Source organism: Blautia sp. CGZ-1-C1, from assembly GCF_056504575.1.
The window spans coordinates 1-4,916 of sequence record NZ_JBWLUT010000193.1; the positions used below are offsets into that span (position 1 = coordinate 1).

Annotated in this window: 6 protein-coding genes; 1 reads left to right on the plus strand and 5 read right to left on the minus strand. The window is 38.9% G+C overall.

The features are described from left to right. Positions 1-72: 72 nt before the first annotated feature. On the plus strand, positions 73-372 hold the full coding sequence (locus AC058W_RS17330) for a DUF2442 domain-containing protein (RefSeq protein ID WP_118247054.1): 300 nt from the start codon (positions 73-75) through the stop codon (positions 370-372). Between the two features lie 56 nt (positions 373-428). On the opposite strand, the gene AC058W_RS17335 is transcribed toward AC058W_RS17330, so the two are convergent. From AC058W_RS17335 to AC058W_RS17355, 5 genes are all read right to left on the minus strand, one after another. Beyond that, positions 429-1,337 carry a hypothetical protein gene (locus AC058W_RS17335; protein ID WP_118247053.1) on the minus strand — a complete coding sequence of 303 codons (909 nt, stop codon included), beginning with the start codon at positions 1,335-1,337 and terminating at the stop codon, positions 429-431. Beyond that, positions 1,334-2,197, minus strand: coding sequence for a nitrogenase iron protein NifH (locus AC058W_RS17340; protein WP_479390423.1), 864 nt, complete (start codon positions 2,195-2,197; stop codon positions 1,334-1,336). Before AC058W_RS17340 ends, AC058W_RS17335 begins: the two co-directional genes overlap by 4 nt. Next, complete coding sequence (locus AC058W_RS17345; RefSeq protein WP_479390424.1) at positions 2,194-2,973, minus strand: ABC transporter ATP-binding protein; 780 nt, start codon at positions 2,971-2,973, stop codon at positions 2,194-2,196. Before AC058W_RS17345 ends, AC058W_RS17340 begins: the two co-directional genes overlap by 4 nt. Then, positions 2,970-4,001 (minus strand): FecCD family ABC transporter permease, encoded by a 1,032-nt coding sequence (locus AC058W_RS17350; RefSeq protein ID WP_479390425.1) that lies wholly within the window; start codon positions 3,999-4,001, stop codon positions 2,970-2,972. The genes AC058W_RS17345 and AC058W_RS17350 overlap by 4 nt, the downstream gene beginning before the upstream one ends. A 20-nt stretch (positions 4,002-4,021) precedes the next feature. Further along, positions 4,022-4,916 (minus strand): ABC transporter substrate-binding protein (locus AC058W_RS17355; RefSeq protein WP_479390426.1); only part of this gene is annotated, 895 nt, incomplete at its 5' end.

The window sequence follows — 4,916 nt, forward strand, 5'->3', positions numbered from 1 at the left end:
TAACCCTATGAAGTAAAGCAGTCAGGGAGAATATTTTGATAAGATTAAGCCATTACAGTAGGAGGAATGGGTATGTTTTCGTTAAATGGAATTGTATATGCCAGTGAAAAGATAGAAAATGTTCAAATAGTATCAGCGAAACCATTGGATGATATGATGATGATTCTTACATTTTCTACAGGTGAGCAGCGCCTTTTTGATGCTACTATTTTAACAGGTCCAGTGTTTACACCGTTGTCTGATGAACATATTTTTAAAAACTGTAAAGTGGTAGATGGGGTTGTTACATGGCTGGATGAAGAAATCGATTGTGCGCCTGAATATATGTACACAAATAGTTATGAGTATCCTTCTTTAAAGTCTGTAATCTGATTAAGAGAAATGTTCTTCCAGTGCCTTCCAGAATCCGACCCCAATGTGCCTCTATTTTATCTATATTTGTTTTCCGGATCCGGAATATAATAAACTTCCTTTCCTGCCTTCCTGAGATTATCTGCAATCTTATCCAGATTAATTCCTGTAAATCTTGGTATTGCTGCCTCCAACAGATAAAGCGGTCTGTTTTGTGGGAATTTTTGTTTTATTTCCTGTGAAATCTGAGTAATGTTTCCCTGACTGAGAACATAGTCATTAAATCTTGTGTTCCATACATTTTTTAGGTTATTGATTGGCAGACGTTTCAGAGAACTGGTGCAGCCGCCTGGGGTAAATAGTAAGATATCGCATTCTTTATTTGCAAAATTCCTGATTTCCTGTATAAAATAAGGTTCCTGAATTTCAAATGATTCGACTGCATGCATATTTCTATTTATATTTACTTTTTCACATAAAGATTCCTCTGAACCCGTACTTTTCAAACTATGGATCTTCTTTTCATTTAACTCATCAATTTCAATATTCCATCTATTAAAAATCAGTTTCAATTCTTCTAATGGTGCAACCAGTCTTTTCACAAGTGGTCCTCTGTACAGAATTTCCACCGGTACTTTACATTGGATTTTCTTTCTTTCTCTTTGAAAATCCCACATTGTCAGAACTTCCATACAGGAAGAATATATAATCACTCCTCTGATTCCTTCTGTATTTGCTGCCTGTTCTACTGCCTGCCATATTTTCTTTCCCTGTTTTCCCAAGCTGTACTCTACAGGAGATATTTGGCAAAGAAATAAACGATCCAGTGTATTGATTCTTTCCGCTGAATCGTACAGACTTATCAGACATGCAGGAGTGCCGGCTGCTACAAGTGCGATTCCCGGGACTTTCAGAATTTTTTCCGGTAGCGTTTCCATTGAACAGGTATCCTCGTCCAATGTTCTCTCAATTTCAAAACCTCTCATAATTTATCCAATTTCCTGCTCAGTTCCATACCAAATTTTTCTATCTCATCTACATTTAATGGAATGGGAAGTGCTTCCTCTGCTTTATTTTGTGATATGCTTACGCTTCTCTCATCTGTCCTGCAAATATCTTCTGAAAGTCTGCAAAACGCTTTCCAATTTTCACTATCTGAAGCTGACATATTCTGAGTATAAATCTCTTTTCTGAAATCAGCCAGCTTCAGTTCTTTACTTTCTCTGATAATTGCTGCCATTCTTCCTTTAACCCGGTTTGTAAACTCCTCTGCTATACATTCTTCTTCCTGCTCGCGAATATGATTAAATACCAAGCCTCCCAGCAGATTTCTTTCATCTGAATAGCTCACAACACCCTTTAATATATTATTTGCAGCATATAAAGACATAAAATCCGCAGAAGATACAATATAAACTTTATCTACATATCCCTGTCTCATTGGCACGGAAAATCCGCCACATACCACATCTCCCAGAACATCATAAATAATTACATCCCAGTCTTCCTCAAGCACTCCGAGACGTTCCAGCTCTTTCATGGCAGTAATGATTCCCATACCAGCACATCCGTTTCCAGCTTCCGGACCACCGGATTCCACACACCAGACACCGGATTCTGATCTGTACACCAGATCATCTCTCTCCGGATAATCTTTTTCTTCAAGTACCTCAAGAACTGTTTTTATCCGTTCTTTACACAAAAGTCTGGTAGAATCTGCCTTGGGGTCACATCCTATATGCAGAACCTTTTTCCCTTGCATAGCCAGTAATGCAGATACATTAGAAGCAATCGTTGATTTCCCAATCCCACCTTTACCATAAAAAGCAACTCTTCTGGTTTTCATTGTTCTGCTACCACACAAACCTTTCTTCCAACTTCTGGAATATATACAATTCGGGTTTTTACCTGATAAAGTTCCTCAAGTTTCTTTTCTGTAATAATTTCTTCTGTCTTTCCTACTTTCAATGTTCCATCCCTGCCAAGGATAGCTGTTTTTCCGCCTATCATCATTGCATGATCCGGCATATGGGTTGTCATAATAACCGTATAGTCTTTCTTAGAAAGATTCTTTATCTTATGAACCATACGAAGCTGATTTCCATAATCAAGATGATTTGTCGGTTCATCAAACATAATAATCTCAGGCTGCTGTGCAATCGCACGTCCGATCAGTGCCTGTTGTCGTTCTCCGCCACTGATCTGTGTATATGCTTTATCAGCAAGCTTTTCAATTCCCAGTTCCTGTATAACTTCATCCACGATTGCATAGTCCTTTCCTGATGGCTTTTCCAGCATTCCCAGATGCGGAGCCCTTCCCATGACTATAAAATCTCTCACTGAATAGTCATATACCGGCGCATGATTCTGCGGTACATAACCAATCAGCTGTGCAGCTTTTTTCAGACTCATGTCATGAATAGAGGCTCCATTTACCAGAATCTTTCCAGAACAAGGCTCCAAAATATTTGCCAGACAATTTAAAAGCGTTGATTTTCCGGCACCATTGGCACCAAGAATTGTGAGAATTTCTCCCTTTTCCATCTGGAAATTTACATTATGAAAAATAGGTTTCGCATTTTTACTATATCGAAATGATAAATCCTGTACATCTAATATCATGATAATTTCATCCTTTGTCTGGCAAGTATAATAATATAAAATGGTGCACCAATAATTCCTGTCAGAATACTCAGCGGAAGTTCTACACTTGTCAAAGCTCTTGCCAGAGTATCAATGACTACCATAAAAATAGCTCCCATTAAAATACTGGCGGGAATCACTTTCGTATTATCCGGACCTGTAAGCATTCGTGCAAAATGCGGAATCACAAGTCCGATCCATCCAATCGTTCCACTGATACATACTGCAGATGCAGTCAGTAATGTCGCACAGATTATAATAAAGTTTCGAACAATTGTAACTGAAACGCCCAGTGTCTTTGCTTCTCTGTCTCCCAGCGAAAGAATATTAATCCTCCATCTAAGGAGAAAAATAATCACTGATGCTGTAACGATCACCGGTCCTACAGTAAACAAATCTTTCGGCAATACCTTTGTCAGGCTGCCCAACTGCCAGTAAGTAATAGACTGCAGTTCTGTCTCCGGATCTGCAACATATTTGATGATTCCCATTACAGAATCCATGATTCCTTTGACGATAATTCCTGACAATACCAACATTGTCATATTCGTATTTTTTATCAGGTGTGGAATAAATAAAGTAAGTCCAACTGCTAAAATCCCCGCCACAAATGCCATTGCCTGCACACCAAATGAATTTAAATGTAACAAAATTGCCACTGATGCACCTACACATGCGCCAGAAGAAACACCCAGGAGATCCGGTGCAACCAGCGGATTCTTAAATACTCCCTGATAAGCAGCTCCTGATAAGGATAATGCACTGCCAACTAACACTGCTCCTATAATACGTGGAAGGCGTAGTGTAAATACTACGCCTTCTGCCGTGTTACTCCATGTCTTTGTCACATTTACAAATCGGGATGCAAGTATCTTGGTCACTTCCGGAACAGAAACACTGTACTGTCCTGCACACAACGCAATGACAAATGTAGCTGCCAACAGTATGATCAGTCCGGTAATCAGTATTCCATACTCTGCTTTTTTATGTTTTTTGTTATCCTTCAATGTAATTGTCTCTTTTCTGTTTATTTATTTAAATCCAATCTCAAAAGGCTGTCCAACTGCTCATCACTGAGCTCATATCCATAATAATCTTTATAGAAATCGCTGATTTCTGTTCTGATATCATAATCAGAAAAGATTTCCGGCTGTACAATGGATGCTGTCCATTTCATATAAAGTGGTTTTTCAAATGCATTTGGCGGAGCCCAGCGGTATAATCCACATGGAACTTTATAAACCTTATGATTTTTAACAGCACTCACGTTACTCCAATCCTGTCCTTCCAGTTTGTTCTCATAGAAATCTTCCGGAGTTACATCATCGAAATTACTGATAAAAATAATCTCCGGATCATATTCTAGGATTGTTTCCATTGAAGGTTCTGTAATGTCTTCAGGAAGTGTGAAATTCTGTCCACCTTCAAGTGTTGTAATATAAGTATTAATCCCACCTGTATAGCAGGTCATCTCATGTACATTCTGGAAATGAAGAACTCTTGGCATTTCATCCTCTGATAAAGCAGCAACCTCATCTGCCTTGCTGTTAAAATAATCCATAGTTTCATCATACCAGTCTGTTACCTGTTTTGCACGATCCTCACAGTTTAATGCATCTCCCAGCATAGTAACCAGACTTTTCAGGCCGTCCATATCTTTTGCAGAAGACACAAGTACACATGGAATTCCCAATGCCTTTAACTGCTCTGCCTGGTCAGTCTCTGAATCCCAGTTCAGTACTAAATCCACATCTGCATCTGCAAGAGCTTCTACATTTACTGAAAAGTCATCATTTACCATTGTAGTATCTACATCTTCCAGTTCCGGAGCCAGATCTTTCAAAATAGACATTTCCCATCCTGAATATGCTGCCGGTGGAATAGATACCATATTCTCTGCATTTCCCTGTAATGCATAAACC